The sequence below is a fragment of the Paraburkholderia guartelaensis genome (genome assembly GCF_004353905.1).
Taxonomy (GTDB): Bacteria; Pseudomonadota; Gammaproteobacteria; order Burkholderiales; family Burkholderiaceae; genus Paraburkholderia; species Paraburkholderia guartelaensis.
The window spans coordinates 18,831-42,226 of sequence record NZ_SMOD01000031.1; the positions used below are offsets into that span (position 1 = coordinate 18,831).

The 23,396-nt window shown below is 63.2% G+C and carries 24 protein-coding genes; 14 read left to right on the plus strand and 10 right to left on the minus strand.

The genetic code is table 11. The features are described from left to right. Window positions 1–113 precede the first annotated feature (113 nt). Both hpnJ and E1N52_RS31010 read left to right on the plus strand, forming a co-directional pair. Window positions 114–1,535 carry a hopanoid biosynthesis associated radical SAM protein HpnJ gene (hpnJ, locus tag E1N52_RS31005; RefSeq protein ID WP_133187058.1) on the plus strand — a complete coding sequence of 474 codons (1,422 nt, stop codon included), beginning with the start codon at window positions 114–116 and terminating at the stop codon, window positions 1,533–1,535. Window positions 1,536–1,789: 254 nt separating this feature from the next. After that, window positions 1,790–3,469 carry a hybrid sensor histidine kinase/response regulator gene (locus tag E1N52_RS31010; protein ID WP_133187060.1) on the plus strand — a complete coding sequence of 560 codons (1,680 nt, stop codon included), beginning with the start codon at window positions 1,790–1,792 and terminating at the stop codon, window positions 3,467–3,469. A gap of 11 nt (window positions 3,470–3,480) precedes the next feature. Here E1N52_RS31010 and E1N52_RS44235 read toward each other — a convergent pair whose 3' ends face one another. From E1N52_RS44235 to E1N52_RS31025, 4 genes are all read right to left on the minus strand, one after another. Continuing rightward, window positions 3,481–3,636: a hypothetical protein gene (locus tag E1N52_RS44235; RefSeq protein WP_165979477.1), complete on the minus strand. Its 156-nt coding sequence runs from the start codon at window positions 3,634–3,636 to the stop codon at window positions 3,481–3,483. Between the two features lie 343 nt (window positions 3,637–3,979). Continuing rightward, window positions 3,980–4,240: a DUF1488 family protein gene (locus E1N52_RS31015; RefSeq protein ID WP_133187062.1), complete on the minus strand. Its 261-nt coding sequence runs from the start codon at window positions 4,238–4,240 to the stop codon at window positions 3,980–3,982. Window positions 4,241–4,321: 81 nt separating this feature from the next. Then, complete coding sequence (locus tag E1N52_RS31020) at window positions 4,322–4,573, minus strand: hypothetical protein (protein ID WP_133187064.1); 252 nt, start codon at window positions 4,571–4,573, stop codon at window positions 4,322–4,324. Window positions 4,574–4,671: 98 nt separating this feature from the next. Continuing rightward, window positions 4,672–4,881 carry a hypothetical protein gene (locus E1N52_RS31025; RefSeq protein WP_425468168.1) on the minus strand — a complete coding sequence of 70 codons (210 nt, stop codon included), beginning with the start codon at window positions 4,879–4,881 and terminating at the stop codon, window positions 4,672–4,674. A gap of 159 nt (window positions 4,882–5,040) precedes the next feature. Between E1N52_RS31025 and sufB the strand changes: the two genes are divergently transcribed. The 10 genes from sufB (at window position 5,041) to E1N52_RS31075 (ending at window position 14,234) form a co-directional block, all read left to right on the plus strand. Next, window positions 5,041–6,489, plus strand: a complete 1,449-nt coding sequence (gene sufB / locus E1N52_RS31030; protein WP_133187066.1) for a Fe-S cluster assembly protein SufB — start codon at window positions 5,041–5,043, stop codon at window positions 6,487–6,489. A 13-nt stretch (window positions 6,490–6,502) separates the two neighbouring features. After that, complete coding sequence (sufC, locus tag E1N52_RS31035; RefSeq protein WP_133187068.1) at window positions 6,503–7,315, plus strand: Fe-S cluster assembly ATPase SufC; 813 nt, start codon at window positions 6,503–6,505, stop codon at window positions 7,313–7,315. Further along, the gene (gene sufD, locus E1N52_RS31040; RefSeq protein ID WP_133187070.1) at window positions 7,312–8,637 is read left to right on the plus strand and encodes a Fe-S cluster assembly protein SufD; all 1,326 of its coding nucleotides are present in this window, start codon (window positions 7,312–7,314) and stop codon (window positions 8,635–8,637) included. The genes sufC and sufD overlap by 4 nt, the downstream gene beginning before the upstream one ends. Beyond that, a complete protein-coding gene (locus E1N52_RS31045) occupies window positions 8,634–9,887 on the plus strand; it encodes a cysteine desulfurase (protein WP_133187072.1) in 1,254 nt (417 codons plus the stop codon). Before sufD ends, E1N52_RS31045 begins: the two co-directional genes overlap by 4 nt. Continuing rightward, window positions 9,884–10,336, plus strand: coding sequence for a Fe-S cluster assembly sulfur transfer protein SufU (sufU, locus tag E1N52_RS31050; RefSeq protein WP_133187074.1), 453 nt, complete (start codon window positions 9,884–9,886; stop codon window positions 10,334–10,336). The genes E1N52_RS31045 and sufU overlap by 4 nt, the downstream gene beginning before the upstream one ends. Window positions 10,337–10,364: 28 nt before the next feature. Continuing rightward, window positions 10,365–10,691, plus strand: a complete 327-nt coding sequence (locus tag E1N52_RS31055) for an SUF system Fe-S cluster assembly protein (protein WP_246089289.1) — start codon at window positions 10,365–10,367, stop codon at window positions 10,689–10,691. 1 nt (window position 10,692) lies between these two features. After that, the gene (locus tag E1N52_RS31060) at window positions 10,693–11,025 is read left to right on the plus strand and encodes a non-heme iron oxygenase ferredoxin subunit (RefSeq protein ID WP_133187078.1); all 333 of its coding nucleotides are present in this window, start codon (window positions 10,693–10,695) and stop codon (window positions 11,023–11,025) included. Between the two features lie 135 nt (window positions 11,026–11,160). Then, a complete protein-coding gene (locus E1N52_RS31065; protein ID WP_028204280.1) occupies window positions 11,161–11,376 on the plus strand; it encodes a hypothetical protein in 216 nt (71 codons plus the stop codon). Window positions 11,377–11,445: 69 nt separating this feature from the next. After that, entirely contained in the window at window positions 11,446–12,192 is a 747-nt protein-coding gene (locus E1N52_RS31070) for an SDR family NAD(P)-dependent oxidoreductase (protein ID WP_133187080.1), read from the plus strand. Between the two features lie 371 nt (window positions 12,193–12,563). Then, window positions 12,564–14,234, plus strand: coding sequence for a phospholipase C (locus E1N52_RS31075; protein ID WP_133187082.1), 1,671 nt, complete (start codon window positions 12,564–12,566; stop codon window positions 14,232–14,234). 92 nt (window positions 14,235–14,326) lie between these two features. On the opposite strand, the gene E1N52_RS31080 is transcribed toward E1N52_RS31075, so the two are convergent. Then, on the minus strand, window positions 14,327–15,697 hold the full coding sequence (locus E1N52_RS31080; protein ID WP_133187084.1) for an MFS transporter: 1,371 nt from the start codon (window positions 15,695–15,697) through the stop codon (window positions 14,327–14,329). A 267-nt stretch (window positions 15,698–15,964) separates the two neighbouring features. Between E1N52_RS31080 and E1N52_RS31085 the strand changes: the two genes are divergently transcribed. Next, the gene (locus tag E1N52_RS31085) at window positions 15,965–16,705 is read left to right on the plus strand and encodes a hypothetical protein (RefSeq protein ID WP_133187086.1); all 741 of its coding nucleotides are present in this window, start codon (window positions 15,965–15,967) and stop codon (window positions 16,703–16,705) included. A gap of 9 nt (window positions 16,706–16,714) precedes the next feature. On the opposite strand, the gene E1N52_RS31090 is transcribed toward E1N52_RS31085, so the two are convergent. From E1N52_RS31090 to E1N52_RS31105, 4 genes are all read right to left on the minus strand, one after another. Then, the gene (locus E1N52_RS31090; RefSeq protein ID WP_133187088.1) at window positions 16,715–18,475 is read right to left on the minus strand and encodes a peroxidase family protein; all 1,761 of its coding nucleotides are present in this window, start codon (window positions 18,473–18,475) and stop codon (window positions 16,715–16,717) included. A gap of 260 nt (window positions 18,476–18,735) precedes the next feature. Then, window positions 18,736–20,517 (minus strand): ABC transporter transmembrane domain-containing protein, encoded by a 1,782-nt coding sequence (locus E1N52_RS31095; protein WP_133187090.1) that lies wholly within the window; start codon window positions 20,515–20,517, stop codon window positions 18,736–18,738. Between the two features lie 73 nt (window positions 20,518–20,590). Beyond that, entirely contained in the window at window positions 20,591–20,893 is a 303-nt protein-coding gene (locus E1N52_RS31100; RefSeq protein ID WP_133187092.1) for a hypothetical protein, read from the minus strand. A gap of 16 nt (window positions 20,894–20,909) precedes the next feature. Then, window positions 20,910–21,479, minus strand: a complete 570-nt coding sequence (locus tag E1N52_RS31105) for an RNA polymerase sigma factor (protein ID WP_133187174.1) — start codon at window positions 21,477–21,479, stop codon at window positions 20,910–20,912. A gap of 176 nt (window positions 21,480–21,655) precedes the next feature. Here E1N52_RS31105 and E1N52_RS31110 point away from each other — a divergent pair, with 176 nt between their 5' ends. After that, window positions 21,656–22,597 carry a flagellar brake domain-containing protein gene (locus tag E1N52_RS31110; protein WP_133187094.1) on the plus strand — a complete coding sequence of 314 codons (942 nt, stop codon included), beginning with the start codon at window positions 21,656–21,658 and terminating at the stop codon, window positions 22,595–22,597. A 19-nt stretch (window positions 22,598–22,616) separates the two neighbouring features. Here the strand turns inward: E1N52_RS31110 and E1N52_RS44940 are convergent, their stop codons facing one another. Next, window positions 22,617–23,384, minus strand: coding sequence for a phospholipase D-like domain-containing protein (locus E1N52_RS44940; protein ID WP_246089290.1), 768 nt, complete (start codon window positions 23,382–23,384; stop codon window positions 22,617–22,619). Window positions 23,385–23,396: the final 12 nt, after the last annotated feature.

The window sequence follows — 23,396 nt, forward strand, 5'->3', positions numbered from 1 at the left end:
GTGCCGTCACAGCAAGTCGTAGTATTCTTGACCCGGGCTAAGCAGCCATCCAGCAAAGTGTCATGTTTTTGTAGGCTTCGAGACAAATTCGCGATTTTTCTCCGAGGGCATTCATGAAAACGCTGTTTCTGCAGGCACCTTCCTATGAAGGCTTCGATGGCGGCGCGGGCTCGCGCTTTCAAACGAAACGCGAAATCCGCTCGTTCTGGTATCCCACGTGGCTCGTCCAGCCCGCCGCGCTGGTCGAAGGCAGCCGCGTGGTGGATGCCCCCGCAGACGACATGACGCTCGAAGCGACCCTGGATATTGCACAGGAATACGAACTCATTATCATTCACACGAGTTCGCCCTCGTTCCAGAGCGATATTCAGTTCTGCGAGCACCTGAAGCGGCGCAAGAGCACGATCCTCATCGGCATGATCGGCGCCAAGGTGGCGGTCGATCCACATGGTTCACTGACTGCGAGCGACGCGCTCGATTTCGTGTGCCGCGAAGAATTCGATTTCACCTGCCTCGAGATCTCCCAGGGGCGGCCGTTCGAATCGATCCTGGGCCTGAGCTATCGGCTGCCCGACGGCGGCATCATGCACAACGACGCGCGGCCGATCCTCGAAGACATGGATCAGCTTCCCTTCGTCTCGCCGATCTACAAGCGCGACCTCACGCCCGAGCATTATTTCAGCGGCTATCTCAAGCATCCGTATCTCTCGCTCTACACGGGGCGCGGCTGCAAGTCCCGCTGCACGTTCTGCCTCTGGCCGCATACGGTGGGGGGCCATCGCTATCGCACGCGCTCGGTCGAGCATGTGCTGGAAGAGGTGAAATGGATTCGGGACAACATGCCCGAAATCAAGGAGATCATGTTCGACGACGACACGTTCACGGATCTCCGGCCGCGTGCCGAAGAGATCGCGCGCGGGCTTGGCAAGCTAGGCGTGACGTGGTCGTGCAATGCCAAGGCGAACGTGCCGTACTCGACGCTCAAGGTGATGAAGGACAACGGCTTGCGCCTGTTGCTCGTGGGCTTCGAATCCGGCGACGACCAGATTCTCGTGAACGTCAAAAAGGGCGTTCGCACGGACTTCGCGCGGCAGTTCAGCGAGGATTGCCGCAAGCTCGGCATCAAGATTCACGGCACCTTCATTCTCGGCCTGCCGGGCGAGACGCACGAGACGATACAGAAGACCATTCAGTACGCCAAAGAGATCAATCCCCATACGATTCAGGTCTCGCTCGCCGCGCCTTATCCTGGCACGGTGCTTCATAAGCAGGCGGTCGAAAATGGCTGGCTGAACGATACCAAGGTCATCACGCTCATCAATTCGGCCGGCACGCAGGCCTCGACGATCGGCTATCCGCACCTGTCGCGCGAAGAGATCTACCTTGGCGTCGAGGAGTTCTACAAGCGCTTTTATTTCCGGCCGTCGAAGATCTGGGAAATCGTCCGCGAGATGCTGGTGAGCTGGGAGATGATGAAGCGGCGCCTGCAGGAGGGCGCAGAGTTCTTCAAATATCTTCGGGCGCGCAAGGTCTGAAAAGGCCTCCCTCCAAAGAAAACGCCCGGAATTCCGGGCGTTTTTTGTCACTCGTCTGTCACAGTTGCCTGCTTTTTACGTCTGCAGTATTTCGCGAATTTCGCGCTCCGGTGCGTGGCGCCGGCCTGTCCGAAACGTTGTCATTACGAACACTGTACGGCCTTTAACATTTTTTCCGGTGGTGCCTAGAATGGCTCAGCCCTATCACGTACGTCATAACTCATAGCTTCATCGGGCCACCGGAGGAGACCGTAATGGCACCGAAAAGCAGGTCGCCCGCCATCGCGGATATCGATGCGCGGCCGTCTCGCGTGCCTGACCATGAGCGCGAGAATCAGGCGCTTCTCGCGCTGGTCACCGCGCAACTGGATTCCCGCGAAGTCTTGTTGCAGAGGATTGCGGACTTTGCGATGCGTCTGTGCTGCGCGCAATCGGCCGGCATCAGTTTGCTGGAGCGCGAGGGCGAAGAGCGCTACTTTCGCTGGCACAGCGTGGCCGGCAAGTTCGCGAACCTGTGCGGAACCCGAATCCACTGGAGCGACTGTCCTTGCGCTGTCGTGCTCGAAGCCGGCAAGCCGCTGCTTTTCACCGCGTTGAGCGCCGATTTCCCGGTTCTTGCCCCTGCATGCGCCAGCGTGCATGAGGCGCTCATCTTGCCGATCGTTTCGAAAGGGCGGCAACTGGGTGCGATCTGGGTCGCCTCGCTCGAAGAACGTTCGCGCTTTTCCCGCGAAGACCAGCGGGTGCTCGGCGAGTTTGCCGCCGTGGCCGGATCGGCGCTCGATCTGGTCGAGGCGCGCGACCATAGCCGCATGCAGACGCAGCGCTATGCGGAAGTGATCGCCGTGCTCGCGCATGAGTTCCGCAACCCGCTCGCGCCGCTCGAAAACGCGTTCCAGGCGCTCCAGATGATCAGCGAAGACCGCGTGCCGCAGCGCGAATACTTCGCGGTTGCGCAGCGCCAGATCGCGCAACTCAAGCGTCTGATGGACGAATTGCAGGATGCGTCGCGACTCGACCATAACAAGCTGAGCGTCGATCCGACCGATGCGTCGTTAAACGAAATCCTTTCCGACGCGCTCGCCTCCATCCGCGAACGTGCGCAGGCTCGCAGGCATACGCTGCGTGTTCATCCGCTAGCCGGCGACCTGCGGTTGTTCGCCGACCCGACACGGCTCACGCAGGTGATCGTGAACCTGCTTTCCAATGCGGTGCGCTATACGCCCGATGGCGGCGAGATCGTGCTCACCGTCGAACAAATGGGCACGGGCGACGCGCGCTGCGTCGAGATCGCGATTCGCGACAACGGTATCGGGATCGACCCGTCCGTGCTCTCGCGCATTTTCGAGCCGTTCGCGCAATTCGCGGGCAAGAGTGCGCGGCTGGAAGGCGGGCTTGGCATTGGGCTGCCCATCGCGCAGCGGCTCGCGCAGTTGCATGGCGGCGAGATTCTCGTGACGAGCGAGGGAATCGGACGCGGCACGCTGGCGCGCCTCTCGATCCCCGTGCGAACGGGCGGCGCCGAAGCCGTCAAGCCGGTCGCCGCTGTGATGGCGGGCAATGGCACGGCGCGCGTGCTCATCGTCGACGACAATGCCGATGCGTGTTTCGCACTCGGCGCGTTGCTCGAGCTGGAAGGGCACGAAGTCAGAACGGCGGGCGACGGCACGAGCGCGCTGACTGTGCTGAGGCAATGGAAGCCACAGCTTGCGCTCGTCGATATCGGCATGCCGGGCATGAACGGTTACGAACTGGCGGAGCGGATGCTCGCCATGCCGGATCATGTCAACGTGATGCTGGTCGCGCTGAGCGGCCATGTTTCGGACGGCGACCGGGCCGCGGCGCTGGCGGCCGGTTTCCATGCGCATCTCGCGAAGCCCGCCGATATCGGACGGCTGCGCGCGATGCTCGCGACGTGTGCGCAAGGCGGCTGACGCGCGCCTCGCTAGCGCGGGTGCGAAGAGCGGATTCCGTTGTGGTGGTGGAGGTTGCGCAACAGGCTTGCGCGGCGCCGTTCGCGGCGATAGTGCGCGACCACGGCCGCGGCCGCGATCACGATTACCATGACGCCGACGGCGGTTCCCCACTGCAATGCGTCCATGTCTGCCTCCTTGTCACGTCCGGGCCGTCGCGTCGAGGCGAACGGGTTCAAGCGTAGTGCGGCTGGCAGGGTGCGTCCCGCGGCAAGCGCCGGGGGGAACAACGCGACGCACACGAAAGGGTGGCGCTGGTCGCGGACGCAAGAAAAGATTAGCCGATCACGATGTGCAATTGAATCGCCGGGGTGTGTACGGATGCCAGTCATTGTGGACACTTCGTTTTCGCCAAACGGGCGCTCTGGCGAGCGCTTTTCAGTTCTTTGGGGAAGTATCAGGGCCTGCTGGGAGCAGGCCGATGCGGCTGACGATTCGCACCCTGTCGCAATTGCGCTTGCCTCGGTGCGATCACTCCAGATCGCGCGTTTCGAGTTCGACGGACTGGCCCCCGTTTTTCTCCAGCGCGTGGCGCGCGGCCAGTTCGATACTCGGGCGGTTCGCTTCGAATGCGCTCAATAGCGCATGTGCCGATGTGCCGGTGTTGCCGAAGCGGTCGTTCAGCGCGTCGAGTGACACGCTGCACCATACCGGGCGGTTGTCCACGCTGGCTTCGAACGCTACGCGTGCGGCAGCCACGGCGTGACGGCGACTCGTGAATTCGATTCTCATCTTGGTCCTCCGTGAGTTCTATCGTTAAAGGGTAGAGCCTGGCGCAGCCAATGGTGAGCTCTTTTTGCGCTTCTTTTTGCGCTATTTCGCCTGAGCGTCACTGGCGGGGTCGCTGCGCATCATCTTGTCGTGGGTGGCGGGCCCCTTGGGTTTCTTCACAGGCATGTTGTCGGGGTTGGCGTCGCTTGCCATGCCTGGCGCCGCTGCCGGCGGCATCACCATCGGCGGCGCAGGGGGATGAGCGCTGGTTTGGGCCTGCGCGCTGGCGGGCAGGGAGGCGGCGACCGCTACACAGGCGATCGTGCCCCAGACGAGAACATGCGGTGGCTTCATGGCTCCTCCGTGGTTTTTCATCGTCATTTCCCTGCGAAGTGTCGCGAATCGCGTGCCTCAGTGAAACAGCGCCGATGTGTCGACGTCGGCCAGTTGCTTCAGTTCGTCGCGGCGCGTGTCGCACGAGTGCCGTATGGTCGCGCCGCGATACATGCGAGACCGAATGCCGCGCCCATGGTCAGCACGGTGCCGATCGTCTCGGGCGTCCAGCCATGCGCCTGCAGATAGATGCCGAGAAAGGGGCCCGCGCCCGCCTGCGCGTCCGCGGCGAAGAAACTGACTGCCAGTAGGGGAAGGGTCGGCTTCACGCGGATGCGTTGTCAATTCTCTCTTGTGAGCAGGGTCTTTCGCATCGCGCATGCCTGCTACACGCTTCATGCGCTCCAAGCTTAAACCCCGGCCATGCCAGGGTTTTGCCAGGGGTTCTAGAATGAGGTCGTGAGTGTAAAGGAGACCGTAATAACGTCATGGATACACAAGCGAAAACTTTTGAGGAATTGCTGCGGCGGGAATATCAGCACGGGTTCGTTTCGGACGTGCAGTCCGATACGTTGCCGCGCGGTTTATCCGAGGACGTGATCCGTCTTATCTCGGAGCGCAAGCAGGAGCCGGACTTCATGCTGGAATGGCGACTCGCCGCCTACCGGCATTGGCTCACGATGACCGAGCCGCATTGGGCGAGCATCGAACACCCGCCCATCGACTTCCAGGACATCGCCTACTACTCGGCGCCGCATACGCAGGCGAACCGGCCGAAGAGCCTCGACGAAGTCGATCCGGAACTTCTTCGCACCTACGAAAAGCTCGGCGTGCCGCTGCAGGAGCGCGAGATGCTCGCGGGCGTGGCCGTGGACGCGGTATTCGACAGCGTGTCCGTCGCCACGACGTTTCGCCGGCAGCTGGGCGAGCTTGGCATCGTCTTCTGCTCGTTTTCGGAAGCGGTGCGCGACCATCCGGACCTCGTGCGCCAGTACCTCGGTTCGGTCGTGCCTTACACCGACAACTTCTTTGCCACGCTCAACTCAGCGGTATTCAGCGACGGCTCGTTTTGCTATATCCCGCCGGGCGTGCGCTGCCCGATGGAGCTATCCACGTACTTCCGCATCAACGCGCGCAACACGGGCCAGTTCGAGCGCACGCTCATCGTGGCCGACAAGGGCGCTTACGTGAGCTACCTGGAAGGCTGCACCGCGCCGATGCGCGACGAAAACCAGTTGCACGCCGCCGTGGTGGAACTCGTTGCCCTGGAGGGCGCGCAAATCCGCTATTCGACGGTGCAGAACTGGTATCCAGGCGACGCGCAAGGGCGCGGCGGCATCTACAACTTCGTGACGAAGCGCGGCGACTGCCGCGAGGCCAACTCCCGGATTTCGTGGACGCAGGTCGAAACCGGTTCCGCGATTACGTGGAAGTATCCGAGCGTGATCTTGCAGGGCGACAACTCGATCGGCGAGTTCTATTCGGCGGCGCTCACCAACCACTATCAGCAGGCCGATACCGGTACGAAGATGGTGCATATCGGGCGCAATACGCGCAGCACGATTCTCTCGAAGGGGATATCGGCCGGCCGCGGCAAGAACGCTTATCGAGGCCTCGTGAAAATGGCGCGCTCGGCCGAGAACGCGCGCAACTACACCCAGTGCGATTCGCTGTTGCTCGGCGACCGGTGCAGCGCCTTCACGTTTCCGTACATCGAGGTGAAGAACCCGAGTGCGAAGGTCGAACACGAAGCTTCTACGTCACGGATCGGCGAAGACCAGTTGTTCTATTGCCGGCAGCGCGGGCTCACCGAGGAGGACGCGGTGTCGATGATCGTCAACGGCTTTTGCAAGGACGTGCTCAAGGAATTGCCGATGGAATTCGCCGTGGAAGCGCAGAAGCTGCTGGGCGTGAGCCTGGAAGGCAGCGTAGGTTAAGAGGGAGAGAAGCATGCTGGAAATCAGCAATCTGAGTGTCGAAGTGGAAAGCAAGCCGATTCTGCGCGGTGTGGATTTGCGCGTGAATGCGGGCGAGGTTCACGCGATCATGGGGCCGAACGGCTCCGGCAAAAGCACGCTCGCCCATGTGCTGGCGGGGCGCGAGCAATACGTGGTCACGGGGGGCGGCGTGCAGTACGACGGCTGCGACCTGCTCGCGCTTGCGCCCGACGAGCGCGCGCGCCGTGGGCTCTTTCTCGCGTTTCAGTATCCGGTCGAGATACCGGGCGTGAGCAATATCTATCTGCTCAAGGCCGCGCTCAACGCCCAGCGCAAACATCGTGGCGAGGCGGAACTCGACGCCATGGATTTTCTCGCGCTGGTGAAGGAGAAAATGGCGGCCATGGAGATGAAGGAAGACCTTCTGTACCGGGGCGTGAACGAAGGGTTCTCGGGCGGCGAGAAAAAGCGCAACGAGGTGCTGCAAATGACGGTGCTGGAGCCGCGTCTCGCGATTCTCGACGAGACCGACTCCGGGCTCGATATCGACGCATTGCAACTCGTCGCCCGTGGCGTGAACCAGATGCGCAGCGCGGACCGAGCCATCGTGCTCGTGACGCACTACCAGCGTCTGCTCGACTACATCGTGCCGGACCAGGTGCATGTGCTTTCACAGGGGCGCATCGTGCGCTCGGGTTCGCATGAGCTTGCGCTCGAGCTGGAGCGCAAGGGGTACGGCTGGCTCGGCGCGGAGGATAGCGACGGACCGGCAGCGGGGCAAGGCGCCGGCACGCAACACACGGTAGCGGCCAGGGAGCAACGATGAGCGAATCAACGCGCGAACATTACCGCGATGCTTTCCGCACGATGGCGGGAACGCTGGCGGGCGTCGAGTTGCCGTGGTTGCGCAAGGCGAGGCGGCACGCGTTCGACCGGTTCGAGACGCTGGGCTTTCCCGGCACGCAACTCGAAGCGTGGAAATACACCAATGTGATGGCGATTGCGAAGCCGCATTGGCATTTCATGCCTTCGGACGGCGAGCACACCGACTATGCCCGCCTGATCGACGACCTCGTACCCGCCGATGCGGGCGGGCGTATCGTGTTCGTGAACGGCCGTCACGCGCCGAAACTCTCGTCCTTGCCGCCTTTGCCGGAAGGCGCGTTTGTCGGCACGCTCGCACAGGCAATACGCAGGATTCCTGAGCGGGTCGAATCCATCATGGCGCGGCGTGCGCCCGAGGACGGCTTTGCGGCGCTCAACGGCGCATTTCGCAGCGACGGCTACGTCGTTGTGCTGCCGCCCGGCTGCGCGCTGGACTGGCCGCTGCACGTGCTGTTCTTCAGCAGCGAGGCCGCGCTTGCCATGCATCCGTTCAACGCGGTCGTGGCGGAGCGCGGTGCGCGGTGCTCAATTGTCGAGCAGTTCGCGGGCATTACCGACGAGGCGTATTTCGTCAATACCGCCACGGAAATCGTCGCCGACGAAGAAGCCGACGTTCAGCATTGCCGTATCCAGCAGGAGGCGCGCAGCGCGTTTCATATCGCGCATGTAGGCGTTTCGCAGCGACGGGCAAGCCATTTCACCTCGCACTCGTTTGCGTTTGGCGGCGCACTGTCGCGCACGCAGATCGACACGCGTCTCGATGCGGAAGACGCGCAAGTCGACCTGAACGGCCTCTACTTCGTGAGCGCGCGGCAGCACGTGGATCATCACACGCGCATCGACCATGAGATGCCGCGCGGCACGAGTCGGGAATACTATCGCGGTGTGCTCGACGGCGCGTCACACGCGGTGTTCGATGGCCGCGTGATCGTGCATCAGGACGCGCAGCAGACGAACGCGCACCAAGGCAACGACAATCTGCTGCTCTCGCGCAACGCCGAGATCGACACGAAGCCGCAACTGGAAATTCACGCCGACGATGTGAAGTGCACGCACGGCGCGACCGTTGGCCAGCTAGACGAGAGTCCGCTCTTTTACCTGCGTTCGCGCGGCATAGACGAGCGTATGGCGCGCGCGCTCCTCGTGTGGTCATTCGCGCGCGTGAGCGTGGATCGCGTGGAAAGCGCCGCGCTGCGCAGCCGGCTCACGCAACAACTGCTCGCGCGTCTGCCCGGTGGCGAATACCTGCGAGGACTGTCATGAATCTACTCGAACCGGTGGGTATTCCCGACACCGAAGCGGTCATGGCCTGGCGCCGCGACTTTCCGATTCTGCGGGAAAGCGTGCACGGCAAGCCGCTCGTGTACCTCGACAACGCGGCTACGACGCAGAAACCCGCGAGCGTGATCGCCGCTGAGCAGACCTATTACGAGCACGACAATGCCAACGTGCATCGCGGCGTGCATCTGCTGTCGCAGCGCGCGACCGACGCCTACGAGGGCGCTCGTGCCCGTATTGCGCGCTTCATTCACGCGGCGCACGACAAGGAGATCGTGTACACGCGCGGCACCACGGAAGCGATCAATCTGGTGGCGCAAAGCTACGCGCGGCCGCGCCTTCAGGCCGGCGACGAAGTGCTCATCACCGCGATGGAGCATCACTCGAATATCGTGCCTTGGCAACTCGTCTGCGCGCAGACGGGCGCGGTGCTGAAGGTCGCGCCAATCGACGACGATGGCGCGCTCGACCTCGACGCCTACGAGCGCCTGCTCGGTCCACGCACGCGCATGGTCGCGGTGGCGCATGCGTCGAACGCGCTGGGAACCGTCAATCCGCTTGCGCAGATGATCGAGCTTGCGCATGCGCGCGGCGTGCCGGTGCTGGTCGATGGCGCGCAGGCGATTGCGCATCTTCCCGTGGACGTGGCCGCGCTCGATTGCGACTTCTACGCGTTCTCGGGTCACAAGATCTACGGCCCCACCGGCATTGGCGCGCTGTACGCGAAGGCTGCGCTACTGGAAGCCATGCCGCCATGGCAGGGCGGCGGCGACATGATCCGCTCTGTAACGTTCGAGAAGACTGAGTACAACGTGATTCCGTGGCGGTTCGAAGCGGGCACGCCGAACATTGCCGGCGCGATCGGGCTCGGCGCGGCACTGGACTATGTCAGCGCGATTGGCCTGGAAGTGGCGCAGAGGCACGAGGCCGATCTGCTCACGTATGCCGACGAAGCATTGCGTGCGATGCCTAACGTGCGGAGGATTGGAACGGCGAAGGAAAAGCTCGGCATCCTCTCGTTCGTCATGGAGAACGCACACGCACACGACATCGGCACGATACTCGACCAGTGCGGCGTGGCGGTGCGCACCGGCCATCATTGCGCGATGCCGGTGATGGACCGCTACGGCGTGCCGGCCACCGTGCGCGCTTCGTTTGCGCTGTACAACACGCGCGCCGAAGTCGACGCGCTGCTGGAAGGCCTCGCGCGCGTAGAGGAGGTGTTCCCGCTATGAGCGACTTGCGCGACCTGTATCAGGAAACGATTTTCGACCACTACAGGCGGCCGCGGAACTGTCACGCCTTGCCCGGTGCGACGCATAGTGCCGAAGGCTACAACCCGTTGTGCGGCGACCGCGTCACGTTGTATCTGCGTATCGAGGACGGCGTGGTCAAGGACGCCGGGTTCGAGGGCGCGGGGTGCGCGATTGCAACGGCTTCGGCTTCGCTGATGACCGAAGCACTCAAGGGCCGCACGCAGGCGGAAGTCGAGGCGCTGTTCGAACGCTTTCACGCGATGGCGACGGCGCCTTCGGATCGCCCGGCCTCTGCCGAAGGGCTCGGCAAGCTCGCGGTGCTTGCGGGCGTGCGCGAATTTCCGGCGCGTATCAAATGCGCGACGCTTGCGTGGCACACGCTGCACGCCGCGTTGCGCGACGAGCGCGGGACCGTTTCGACGGAATGAGGCCGCGCGGGCCAGGAGGCATATGACGATGAATACGCAAACGGCGAGCAACGACCTGCGCGAACGCGTAATCGACGCGTTGCGCTCGGTGTTCGATCCGGAGATTCCGGTGAACATCTACGATTTGGGGCTCGTGTATCAACTCGACGTGGACGCCGAAACGGGGCGCGTGACGATCCGCATGACGCTAACTGCGCCGGGCTGCCCGGTCGCGCAGACGTTTCCCGGCACGGTCGAGGAATACGTGAACGACGTGGAGGGCGTGAGCGAGACGAACGTGGAGTTGGTCTGGGACCCGCCGTGGACGAGAGCGAGCATGTCCGAAGCCGCGCTGCTGCAACTGGGGATGCTCTGATATGGCCAACTGGGTGGACGTGGCGCCATACGCCGAGTTTCAAACGGGTTCCGTGCGCAGCGTCGATGTGGACGGCACAGCGGTCGCCGTTTTCAATCTCGAAGGGACCTGCTATGCCATCGAGGACACCTGTCCGCACGACGGCGGCGTGCTCACGGGCGGCGACGTGGAGGGCGACGAAGTGATTTGCCCGCGCCATGGCGCCCGGTTCTGCATCAAGACGGGGAAGGTCCTCGCGCCGCCCGCGTACGAGGACGTTGCGGTGTTCGAGGTGCGCGTGGAAGCGGGCATCGTGCAGGTGCGGGATTCGCGCTGGGACGAGGGCTTTTCCTGAGCGCGGGGGCCATGTCAGCGCCTCACACACGGTTGTCGGCGGCATAATGGGTGCGCGGATTGGCGAAAGCGGTGGCTTGTACCGATCGCGCCGGTCTCCGCGCTTTGCATGCGTTGCAACTATCGAGAGGCATCCATGAAGGCTCTGTTCCATCTGGCGGCAGCCGCCGCGGCAGGCACCCTAGTCATGTTTTATCTGGACCCGGTTTCCGGCCCGCGTCGCCGCGCAAAACTGCGCACCCCGCCGTTTTCGCGACGTGGCGGCCGTGCGAACGCCCACGGCCATGCGGCTGAACTGGGCGTAGACGGCGAACTGGCGGGCCCGGGCGGCGGCATTGGCACTGCGCCGTGAGCGCGTCAAGGCGAGTGTCTTGCGCAAGGGCGGCTGTGAAATGGAAACAACTCGCAGAGGGAGTCCACCATGTCCGCTCTTTTGCCCGACCTGAATCATCGCGTTGCGCTGGTGACCGGCGGGTCGCGCGGCATCGGGCGCGCCATTGCCGTGGCGCTGGCTTCGGCTGGCGCGGCGGTTGGCGTGAACTACCGGCAGCGCGCTGACGAGGCGGACCAGGTCGTCGCGCAGATCGAAAGCGCCGGAGGCCGCGCGTTCGCCGTGCGCGCCGATGTGTCGGTGGCAAGCGAGGTCACGAGCATGATCGGCGAGATCGAGCGCCGCCTCGGCGCGGTCGATGTGCTCGTGAACAACGCGGGCACGGGCACCTTCAGCGACATCGAGACGCTTACCGAGGTCGAATTCGATCACACGCTCGCGGTCAACCTCAAGTCGGCGTTTCTCTGCACACAGGCGGTGTTGCCCGGCATGCGCGCGCGCCGCTGGGGGCACATCGTCAATCTTTCGTCGGTCGCCGCACGCGGCGCAGGCGCCGTCGGCGTTCACTACAACGCGTCGAAAGCGGGCCTCGAAGGCCTGACGCGAGGCTACGCCTCACGCGTGGCACGAGAAGGCGTGACCGTGAACGCCGTGGCGCCAGGGCCCATCGACACGGAAATGGCCGCGCCGCTGAAAGCCGCGAACATCGCCGAGCGGCTGCCCGTTGGCCGCCTCGGCGAAGCGGAGGAGGTCGCCCAGGTCGTGTTGATGGTGGTCGGCAATGGCTTCGTCACGGGGCAGACCATTGCCGTCAACGGCGGCATCAGTTTCATCTAGGCCGCCTGTTCCATTCCGGGCCGCTGCACTGCGGCTCAATTCATTTAGTTCAGCTTGTTTGCTAACCGGCGCGCGAACGGTGCGCAAGCGGTGCGCAATCTTCATACCTGAATTCAAGGCGGCCCTTATCGTTGCGTCAGCAACTGAGCGTGCCAATTGAGTGCCAATCGAGTGCCGATTCAGCGTCAAACTTTCCAATCGAAAATATTTCGTAAGGAGTCTGACGCCGAGCATTCATACCTCGATGCTCTAATCCTCATGCCGTGTAGCCTCCGCATTCAGCTGGCATGAGCGCCACGATGCGAGCTGCATAACGCCTTCACCCGGCTTCACGGTGATCCCGACAATACGAAACCAACCAGGAGCCGAAAATGCAATGGCGTCATATCGCAGTTGGTTCGCTCACAGCCGCAGCATTCGCATCGACAGTTGCGTGGAGTGCTGGTGACGATCACGACAAGAATCATCCGGAACACAATCACACCGCCACCCCGATCAAGCACCTGGTCGTGATTTATGGCGAGAACGTGTCGTTCGACCATTACTTCGCGACCTATCCGCATGCGACCAACCCGTCGGGCGAGCCTGCATTCAAGGCGCAACCCGGCACGCCCGAGGTGAACGGTCTCTCGGGCACGCTGCTGACGAACAACCCGAACTACACGAATACGGCCAATGGCGCGGGCGCGGCCAATCCGTTCCGTCTGGACCGCACGCAGGCCGCCACGGCCGACCAGAACCACGCTTATACGGCCGAGCAGCAAGCGTACGACAACGGCCACGCCGACCTCTTCCCGTTGTACACGGGTAACGGTACGAGCGGCGGCGCCGGGGCGTTTGGCACGAAGGGCCAGGTGATGGGCTATTACGACGGCAACACGGTCACGGCGCTGTGGAACTACGCGCAGCACTTCGCGATGAGCGATAACGCCTATACGTCGACCTACGGTCCTTCGACGCCCGGCGCGCTCGAAGTGGTCTCGGGCCAGACCAACGGCATGAAGGTTGTGCTCACAACGAAGAAGCCGTCGACCGCTGGTTCGTACTATGTGAACGACGGGCAGAACGGCTTTACGATGATCAACGACGTCGATCCGGCCTACGACCTCTGCTCGAGCACGACCGACACGGCGCAGATGACCGGCAAGAATATCGGCGACCTGCTGAACGCGCGTAGTGTCTCGTGGGGCGGCTTCATGGGCGGCTTCAACCTCGCGACGACGAACAGCAACGGCACGACCGGCTGCAAGCGCAGCACGGTCTCGCCGGTGGTGGGCTCGGCGACCGCCGACTATATTCCGCACCACAACTGGTTCCAGTACTACGCCTCGACGTCGAATCCGCAGCATCTGCGTCCGAGCTCGCTCGCCGCGATCGGCCATACCGTGGGCAAGAACGGCAACGCCGACCCGGCGAATCACCAGTACGATACCGACGACTTCTTCGCTGCCGTGAAGGCGGGCAATTTCCCGTCGGTGAGCTTCCTGAAGGCCCCGGCCTACCAGGATGGCCACGCTGGCTATTCGGATCCGCTCGACGAGCAGGCTTTCGTCGCGAAGGTCGTGAACTTCCTGCAGGAACAGCATGACTGGGAAGATACGGCCGTTATCGTGGCATGGGATGATTCGGACGGCTGGTACGACCACGCGTACACGCAACCCACGAGCGCTTCGTACGATAGCGTTGCCGACCAGCTGACCGCAGCCGGCATCTGCGGCACGGGCTCGGCGCCGGCCGGTCTGAACGGCAAGCCCGTGAACGGCCGCTGCGGCCCGGGCACGCGCATTCCGTTCGTCGTGATCTCGCCGTGGGCGCGTGAGAACTACGTCGACCATACGCTGATCGACCAGTCCTCCGTGGTGCGTTTCATCGAAGACAACTGGCTTGATGGTCAGCGCATCGGCGGCGGTTCGTTCGATGCGACGGCGGGCAGCATCATGGGCATGTTCGACTTCGACCGCCGCGGCCGCGGCCACGAAGACCGCAGGCTGTTCCTCGATCCGACGACGGGCGTAGCGCTCGACAAGGCACCGAAGGTCTGAGCGATCAGAAGCGCTGATCGCTGAAGTGTAGAAAAGAGCGCGCCCCTGCCAGATTCGTCAGGCAGGGGCGCGCTGTGTTTTTCGGCAGTCGATCACGCGGGGTGGGAAGCGTGCCCGTGATCGCCTGTTCCGCGCGCGTCGTCGTACTCGCGCGAAATATCCTTGTTCGTGTAATCGCCCATGCGCCACGCGGCGAGCAGACTGATCACCCCGCACACGGCGATATAGATCGCGATTGCATAACCCGTGTGGTAGAACGCGAAGAGCGCCGTTGCGATCAACGGCGCCGGGCCGCCCGCAATCACGGAAGCCAGCTGATAACCGAGTGAGGCGCCGCTGTAACGCAGCCGCCCTGTGAACGATTCGGCGATGAACGCCGCCTGCGGTCCATAGAGCATGGCGTGCGGTACGAGCGACAGCACCACGGCCGCGAAAATCAAAGCCGTGTTTTTCGTGTCCAGCATGCCGAAGTAAATAAAGCCGAAGATGCCCGCGGCCAGCGCGCCGATCATGTACATGCGCTTGCGTCCGATCAGGTCGGACACGTGCCCAAAGAACGGAATGGTCACGAACTGCAGAACGGCGGCAGCCAGAACCGCAGTGAGCATGAGGTCGCGCGAAACGTGCAGTGTCTTCACGCCATACGTGAAGACGAACGCCGTGTAGATGTAGAACGGCGCCTGTTCGGCCATGCGCGCCAACGCCGAGAGGAGAATGTCCTTGGGCTGGCGACGAATGACTTCGAGCATCGGCGTTTTCTCGATTTTGTTCTCGGCGAGGAGCTTCGCGAAGATCGGCGTTTCAAGGATGCTCAGCCGGATATAGAGGCCGATCGCGACAAGCACGATGCTCAGCAGGAACGGCACTCGCCATCCCCACGTCATGAACGCGTCTCCGGAGAACGCGCTGACGGCGAGCACCACGAGATTGGCGATAAAGAGCCCCGCCGGCACGCCGAATTGCGGCCACGAAGCGACGAAGCCGCGGTGCGAATTGGTGCGCGCCCATTCCATCGACATCAGGACCGAGCCGCCCCATTCGCCGCCCACGCCCACGCCCTGAATGAAGCGCAGCACCGTGAGCAGAACGGCGCCCCAGATACCGATGGATGCATAGGTCGGAACAAAGGCCACGGCGAAGGTGGCGAGCCCCATGAGCAGCAGCGTGACGATCAGCGTGGCTTTGCGGCCGACGCGATCGCCGTAGTGGCCGAATATGGCCGCGCCGACTGGCCGTGCGACGAAACCCACGGCATAGATCAGAAAGGCCTGCAGGGTGCCAACGAGCGGGTCGGATTCAGGAAAGTACAGTTTCGCGAAGATTAGCCCGGTGACAATGCTGTAGAGGAAAAAGTCGTACCATTCGATCGTCGTGCCGATGGTGCTGGCAATCACAGCGCGGCGCAACTGGCGATGGGCGTCTTCCTCCGAAAGGAGCGTGGCTCCCGGTTGATCGGCATTCATTTCGCACCCCCAAGGCAAGGGCGATATGGCCAATGCAAAACGCATGGCCAGGGTCCCGGTGGTGCGCAAAAAACGTGCCCCAATCTGCCGGGATGTTGGCTTCGCCGGAATCGCATGGAAGTGATACGTCCCTCGCTATCGCTCCATCGTGATCGGCATGGGTTGAGACGTTGTTATACAAGTAGATGGTATATCACGTTGTGATGCAGTGTGCGCATTTCGAATGAATTCGCCATGCGGCGGTGCATCACGCAGGATGGAGACGCGATGATCCCTCGGCTATCTTCGCAGGCGCTCAGCCCCTCGGAATATATTGCGCGGCATCTGCAGGATTTCGCTTCGTCCACGCCAGCTTCGGCGATCGTGGATCAGCATCCGCAATGGTTCGTGTGGAATGAGGGCGTATTCGCGGTTGCGGGCATTCTGTTCGTTGTGCTCGCATGCATCGGCGCGCGCCGGGACAAGTGGGCGCTGTTTACGCTCACGCCTGGGGTGTCGTTCGGCAGGCGTCTGTATGTCTGGTGGTCCTGCGCCTGGCGTCAGTGGCTCGCGAGCGCGCTGCTCTTCGTGGTGGCGTTCTCCGTGCTGCGTCTCTCGCTGGGTATGATTGCCACGCCGCTCATGGCGTTCGCCGCGAACCGGGTTCCGCACGACATCGCGCAATCGTCGCCGGCCGTTTCGCTTGCGATAGCCGGCATGCCTTTCATCGTGCCCATGCTCGCGTATTTGCTGCTCAGCCTGCCGCTCGTGGGGTACATGGTGCGGCGCGGGCTGGCCGCGCACGCCATGCCCGCGCCCAGGCGCTTCGGCTTCTGGCGCGCCACGCTGCTCGGCTTGATCACGTATGCGTGGACCTTGCCGGCAAGCCTCGCCATTGCCAATGTCGGGGTCTCCTCTGCGCATCCAGTCGCGAATGCACTGCGCGCGATACTGCTCGTGGCCTGGGGCATGTATATCGTGCTGCCGCGCCAGGCGCGCAGCGTCGCGCGCCTGGCCGCCCCTCGCTAGCGGGAACCTTCAGGCCGCCAGATCGACTACAGCTTTCAACGGTATCAGCCGCCATTCGCCGGCGGTCGCGAAAGCGATGATCTGCGAGAACGTGGCGGGCGCGTTGTTGAAAATCTCAGCCTCTAGCGCGGGCGTGCTGCCGGTGCGATGCATGATCGAATCCGGGTCCTCGTCCAGCAGCCCGTAGAACACCTCGACGACGATGCGGCCACCCACGGGGCCAAGACGCGTCAATGCGCCGACACCGAGCTTGTCGTCCTGCGTGCCGAGCATGGCGTCCTCGCTGAAAATCTCGCCAACGGGCGCAAGCGCGAGCACCGGAAGTTGTGCTTCAGCGAGGATATAAAACCATAGCGGCGTGTCGTCCTTGAACGTATCGCCAAGCGCCGGGCTCGTGCCGTCCGCATTCAGCGAGGCAATGCGGTCGAAGCGGAAGGTCTTCGACGGATCGCCCGAAACCTGTGTGCGGACCACGAGCTGGTCGGGACCGAGCGGCGTCACGCCGAGCGCGCTCGCCACCGTTTCGCCGCTGGGCAGGCCGTAGACGTTGCCGCGCAACAGGTTGAGCATGGCCAGCGAACGAAAGCCCTTCGCCGATGCGAGATTGTTTGCCGCGTCGGGAATCGGCACATCCGACACGCTGTGCGGAAGTTTCGAAAGCGGATCGACGAGCGATGGATCGAACTTGTACGCGTATTGCAGACGCTTGACGTCGTCCGAGGCATTGTCGGCAACACCGGCGGCGGCCTTGTTCGCGCCATCGAGTCCGGGGCCGCCTTTCTCGCCCGGCAGCGGATGCTCGCGCGGGAAGAAGCGCTGCCAGTCGTCGATCACGTGTGTTTCGGGCAGCCGGTCGAAACCGACGAGGCTATCCGTGTTCGCATCCGTGCCGGTGAAAATCTTTGCGCTGAAATTGTCGTTCAGTACATAGCCGTTGCGCACGCCCGAGTGACCATACCGGTACGCGGCCCCCGTGAATTCGCGTGGCATGTTGCGTCTCGCCGGGCCCGGACCATAGAGCTTGTAGGCATGCGCGCGGTCCTGATCGTGCGCGGTCACGAACGCGTCGACGACGGTCGAATCGACGATCCGATGCAGGAAGTCTTCGACCAGCACGCGCTGATAGGCCCAGCGCACCTGCGCGCGCGCCGCTTCGAACAGATCGCTTCCGCGCAGCGTGGCGTCGGCTTTCGCGAGCCGCGCGACCACGCGGTTATGAAAACGCAGGAACAGCATCTGGATCTGGCACACGATCGAATTCTCGTCGTTGCGCTTGTCGCCGATAATCGCGCGAGCGTTATAGGGATTCTCGGTGCGCGGCAGATCGTCGTGACCTTCGATCAACGAGGCGCCTTGATAAATCCCCTTATGCGGGTGGTTTTCGTCCGCATACATGTAGGGCGCGTCGTCGGGTCCCGGGCCATAGACGTTGTCGAGGTCGAAGCGCGGCGTGCGCAGGTTGGTCGGCAGCTGGCCGGTCTTGCGCGCCTGGATCAAGGTCAGCTGCGACGTGGTATCGAGCGTCAGGTCGTGATCGATGAACTGGCCGAAATACGTGTATCCGGCCGGTACATAGAGGTTCTCCTCCGGGTCGGGATCGTTCGATACGGTATCCGGCGCTGACTGCATACCTCGCGCGAGTACGGCCAGGTGCGCGGGGTCATAGTGATTGAAGCGCGGCGGGAAAATCGAAGTCAACTCTTCATTCAGGCGGCTCATTCCCGCATGTTCTTCGACGAGGTTGCGCGGTGTACCCTGGGGATTCATCATCGTTCTCCTAAGTAATTCATCGCAGAAAAACACTTCGCGAGCGAGCAGGCGAAGGACCCCGTTCGATTTCAGACTGAGTGGATTATTTTGAGCTGCTTGCGACGAGGGTCGCCGCAAGCGCAGAGGGCGGACTGACAGAAAGCAGGATTAATCTTTCTGAAAGCTTTGAATGTGCGCTAGCCCACGCTCGGGCGGCGCTTCGATTCGCGAACGTTCGAAAACGCATGTATGCAATCGGGCCGAAGCGGCCCGACTGATTGTTAGGTGACGGTATTCGTGTGCTGTGCGCCGAACTGCAGCGCCGCGAGCTGCGCATAAAGCGGCGAGCTTTGCAGCAGTTCCGCATGCCGGCCTTGCGCCACGATGCGGCCTTGTTCCATGACGACGATGCGGTCGGCTTGCTGCACGGTGGCGAGCCGATGCGCGATGACGAGCGTCGTGCGGTTTTGCGCGGCGTTGTCCAGCGCCGTTTGCACGAGGCGTTCGCTCGCGGCGTCGAGCGCGCTGGTGGCCTCGTCGAGCAGCAGAATGGGCGGATTCTTGAGGATCGCGCGCGCGATGGCGATGCGCTGACGCTGACCGCCTGAAAGGCGCACGCCGCGCTCGCCGAGGAACGTGTCGTAGCCTTGCGGCAGTTCCTCGATAAAGCCGGCCGCAGCCGCCATGTCGGCGGCGCGCCGGACGGCTTCGAGCGTGGCGTCGGGCGAGCCGTAGCGAATGTTGTCGAGCACGCTGCCCGAAAAGATCACCGACTCCTGCAGCACGACGCCGATCGCCTGGCGCAACGCCGCGAGCGATACCTGTTGGGTCGGGACACCGTTGATGCTGAGGCTTCCCGATTGCGGGTCGTAAAAGCGCAGCAGCAATTGAAAGAGCGTGGTCTTGCCCGCGCCGGACGGACCAACGAGCGCGACGTGTTCGCCCGGGCGCACGTCGAGCGAGAAGGCGTCGAGCGCGGCAATGCCGGGGCGCGAAGGGTAGGAGAAGCCAACGTTGTCGAAGCGGATGCCCGCGCCCTGAGCCGGCAGCGGCACGGTTGCCGCCGCCTGCGCCACGGGCGAGCGCGCGGCGAGCAATTGCAGCAGCCGTTCGGCGGCGCCCGCAGCCCGCTGCAGATCGCCCCACACTTCGGCGACGGCGCCCACGGCGCCGGCCGTGAACACCGCGTAGAGAATGAACTGGGAGAGCTGGCCGGCGCTCATCTGCCCGGCCAACACCGCCTGCGCGCCGAGCCAGAGCACGAACACGATGGCGGCGAATACGAACACGATCACCACGGCCGTCAGCCCGGCGCGCGCACGAATGCGTTTGAGCGCCGTTTCGAAGGCCGTTTCCACGGCGCCGCCAAAGCGCTTGGCCTCGAACGACTCCTGCACATACGACTGCACGGTAGGCATGGCGTTGAGCACTTCTCCCGCCAAAGCACTTGCGCTCGCCACCTTGTCCTGGCTTGCGCGCGAAAGCCGGCGCACGCGCCGCCCGAAGATGACGATAGGTGCGACCACAACGACCAGTGTTGCGATGATGTACCCGGACAGCACCGGGCTCGTCGCGACGAGCATCGCCACGCCGCCGACGGTGAGGAGCATATTGCGCAGGCCCAGCGAGAGGCTGGTGCCCACCACGGTCTGGATGAGCGTCGTGTCGGTCGTGAGACGCGAGAGCACTTCGCCCGTTTGCGTGGTCTCGAAGAACTGCGGGCTCATGCGTATTACGTGGTCGTACACGGCGCGCCGCAAGTCGGCCGTCACGCGCTCGCCCAGCCACGAGACCCAGTAGAAGCGCAGCGCCGTCGCAGCGGCGAGGATCAGCGAAACGACGAAGAGCGCGATGAAATAGCGGTCGATATGCGTGCGGTCTCCGCTCGCGAAGCCACGGTCGATCAGGTACTTGAAGGCCACCGGCAGCGCGAGCGTCGCGCCCGCCGAGGTCAGGAGCGCGAGGAACGCTAGCGCCCAGCGCCCCGCATAGGGGCGCAGGAAGGGCAAAAGGGCGAAGAGGGGCGCGACGCTTGAAGGGCGGCGGGCGGCGACATCGGACATGGAACTTCCTGGCGGATCGGCAATGGATGAATTGTGCCAGCCCGTGGCAGGACGCGGCTGGCCATGGGCTGGGTCACTGCGCGGGCGGCGTGGCTCCATTGCGCAGTTGCTCGCGCTCTTCCGGCGTCATGTTCTGCCATTGTTGCCATTGGTGCCAATGCATGCGCCTGCGGCAGCCGCCATGACCGCGGAATCCGCCGAACAGGATCCGGCAGAGCACCAGCAGGCCAATCGCACGTGGGTAGTCGATGGCATGCGCATTGGCCACGATCGCCGGTGCGATCCAGTTCCACAGGCCCATGACGATCCCGCCCAGCAGTGCGATGACCACGACCATCAGCAGCGCCTTGGCGAATATATTGCGGCGAAACTTCATTCCATTCTCCTTCGGTTCAATTCTCGAGGTCGTCCCATGACGCGCGCAAACGTTCGCGCAGATGCAGTACCGCATAACGTTTGCGCGCCAGCAGCGTGTTCACCCCAACCCCGCTTTCGGCTGCCATCTCCTTGAAACTGCGTCCGTCCAGTTCGTGCGCGATGAACACCTCACGCTGGCTGGCGGGCAATTCGTCGAGCGCGGCGCGCAGCGCGTCGAGTATCGCTGCGCGCTCGTAAGCGGCCTCGGGGCCGGCGTCGGGCGAGGGCAGCGCGAGGTCGAGGCGGTACTCGCTTTCGTCCCCTTGTGGCTCGGCGAGCGGCACTTCCTTGCGTTTGCGAAACCGGTCGACGATACGATTTCGCGCCACGCGAAAGAGCCACGCACCAACCTGCTCGATGGGGTCCGGTAGCCGCCACGCTTGCACGAGGTCCTCGAACACGTCCTGAAGAATGTCGTCGGCTTCGTCCTGGTCGATCACGCGGCGGCGGATGAAATTGCGCAGCCGCGGCCGCTCGCGGGCGACGGTGTCGGCGATTTCGCGGTCCTGCGCAGTCAGCGGGCTAGGGGTGGGCTGCGGTTCCATACCCGTGTAGACGATCCGGAAAGGGAAATATTGTGACGCGTAGTCTCCGGCTTTATGTGGCATGCATATTTCGTTAAACAAGGCCAGAAATAGCGGGATTTTTATTGACATCGGTCACTATATTTCGGTCACAATGCAGCATCGAACAAAACCAACAATTTCACACGCTATCGGTCATGCACCTTCACGAGCCTGGCAGCGGTACTGCGTCAAAAATTCTGGAACTCGTTGCGGACCCTGGGCAGTTGCCCCTGGAAACACCGCTGCCGTTGGCGGTGATTCACCATGACGGAACGATGCTGCTGCCGCAAGGCGGGGTGCTGAACAGCGAGCAGCGCGACTTCCTCTTCGCGCATTTCCAGCCTTATCGCAACACGGTGGAGGAGGCGAGTCTCGCAAGCACGCAAGACAGCCTGGCCGACCGTGGCGATCGCGGCAAAGGGCCGTTGACACTGGATGACATGAACCTCGCCATTGGCGCGCTGCTGGGTATACGCAGCCAGGCGGGCTCGGGGCGCGAGATGCTGCCGTGCCGGCTGATCGGTTTCCGGCCGGGCGGCGCGATGTTCGTCACGCCACCCGCTGCCGCCAAGCCCGCGTGGGAGCCGTTCCAGGGCGAACAGGTCGAGATCGTTGCGATCGCAACACAAGCCGTGTTCTGGCTCGTCTGCACCGTCGAGGCGGTCTGCACGCATCCGTTCCGCTATCTCGTGCTCTCCGAGCCGGGCACGATACGCCGGCTGCGCGAACGCCGGGCCGTGCGTGTGCGCACGCAACTCGCGGTGCGCTATGGCGTGGACTTGACGGGCTCGGAACTGGACCGGCTCGGCATTGGCTGCGATATCAGCGTGCTGGGGATGTCGCTCGCCGCCGGGCGCAAGATCGGCGAGGTCGGCGAGCGCATTTGCGTGGTGTTCCCCATCGAAGCGGGCAACGTCGGGGCGACGTTCCAGGCCGTCGCCGTGATTCGCAACCTGCGCGCCGATACCCCACAGCCAGGACTCACCTTGCACGGACTCGAATTCGACACGCTTTCTCACGAGAGCCAGGTCGCCCTCAAGACGTTCGTGTTCGATCGGCAGGACGCCGTGTCTTACTGGGCTGGCATGCCGACCTGAACGGGCCGCGCGATCGCGCCTAGTTCCGCCTGCTGCGTTTTGCCGCCGCCGTGCCTTTTTTGGCGGGCGCAGCGGTGGCCGTGGTTTTTGCGGCGGCTTTGGTGGTCGAAACGGCGGCGGGCGTGGCGGTGGACGGCGCAGCGGCGAGTGTGTAGCCCTGCGCTTTCGCTGTCATGTGCTCGGCGATCAACTCCGTCTGAAACCGGTTGATCGTGTCGGGGTCCGTAAAGATGGTCTGCGTGTTGTTCTGCGCCAGATAGCCCGGGCCTCCCGGCGCGCCCTTGGTCACGAACGTGCCCTCGCCAGACGCCGACCAGTTCACCGATCCCTCGCCACCCACCTTGCCGTCGGCCACGAATCCCTTCGTATGACTGATTTGATGAGTCGCCGATTCGCCGATCACGAAGAATGTGTTGAATTTGGCCGGGTCCTGCGCAATATCGGATTCGAGTAGCTTCTTTTCATGCACGCCGCCCGCCTGGCTTTTGTCGAGCGTGATCATCATGGTGATGGTCGGATCGAGCGCCTGCTGCATGAGGATCTCGTTGAGTTCTTCGTCGTCGAATCCGAACATGTTCATGTAAAGCGACACGCTGGCGCGGGAAAGGACGTACTTCAGGATGTTGTGAACGTCGTCGCGCCCAACGTAGAAGAGATGGAAGTCCTTGCTGGCCGTGCTCGAGTAGCTTTTCTCGCGCGTGTATTGCTGCAGTTCGAGCAGGTCGAAGGTCTGCAGCGTTTGCGTGACATCGGATATGACGTTGCTTGCACTCACGTTTTCGGGCATTTCAGGTCTCCT